This is a genomic window from Salipaludibacillus sp. CF4.18, from assembly GCF_051262595.1.
Classification (GTDB): domain Bacteria; phylum Bacillota; class Bacilli; order Bacillales; family Salisediminibacteriaceae; genus Salipaludibacillus; species Salipaludibacillus neizhouensis.
This window is the reverse complement of record NZ_JBIMEV010000146.1, coordinates 1-1,007: the sequence shown is the minus strand read 5'-3', so window position 1 is coordinate 1,007 and position 1,007 is coordinate 1. Positions and strand designations below refer to the sequence as shown.

1 protein-coding gene is annotated in these 1,007 nt (G+C 41.6%); it reads left to right on the top strand.

Annotation, left to right across the window (positions count from 1 at the left end):
- Positions 1-110 precede the first annotated feature (110 nt).
- The coding region (locus ACHABW_RS25890; RefSeq protein ID WP_435759913.1) for an IS110 family transposase at positions 111-1,007 on the top strand (897 nt) is incomplete at its 3' end.

Below are 1,007 nucleotides of genomic sequence, written 5' to 3'. Positions count from 1 at the left end.
CGCAGGAGCATTCCTGTTAATCAACGAATGTACGGTTGAAAAAAAGAAGACCCTCCGTTATGATGCAGGTGTATTAAGCCCAATCGCACATCACTAAGGAGGATCTTCATATGCATCATAATAGAAATTTTCGTATTGATCAAGTAACTGAACAAACAATGGTTGTCGGTATCGATATCGCTAAAGCCACCCACTATGCTTGTGCTGTTGATGAGCGTGGACGAGAGTTGTCTAAGAGCTGGAAGTTTAAACAATCCCATCAGGGCTTTGAAGATTTCTATTCATCACTCATGAAACACTTAGAGTCACACGGTAAGAATGATATCCTGGTTGGATTTGAACCAACGGGTCACTTTTGGATGAACCTAGCTGAATTCCTGACGGAATACGAGATTCCTTTTGTCATTGTTAATCCTTTTCACGTCAAGAAATCTAAAGAGCTAGATGACAATTCGCCAAGCAAGAATGATATCAAGGATGCCCGGCTTATTGCCAAAATGATCACATACGGCCATTACAGTATTCCAAGGGAACAGAATAAGACAGACGCTGAATTACGTAAAGGGACGTCCTTCAGATCTCGCCTTAGAAAAGAACTGTCTGCCACTCAGAATCGAATCCGACGTTGGATGGATCTTTACTTCCCTGAATTCTCATTGGTTTATAAGGGACTTGGTAAGCAAGCTTGTGCGGTTCTGAAACATACGCCATTACCTGTCGATGTCATGGTTTACTCTGCTGAAGAAATTGTTCACACCCATCGGGAAGCAGGCATTTCCTATCTTCCTCAAAAGAAAGTGGAACAGTTGATGCAGAAAGCAGAGGACTCGATAGGAGTAAAGAATAGTAATAAGATGGCCAGATTAGAGATCAGAATGCTAATTGAACATATGGAGATGATCGAATCCCAACTCCATACAATAACCGAGGAACTCATAGCCCTTGCTAAAGAAATTAAAGATTTTGATTGCATCACCTCTGTAAATGGACTTAGCGAAACCTTCGCC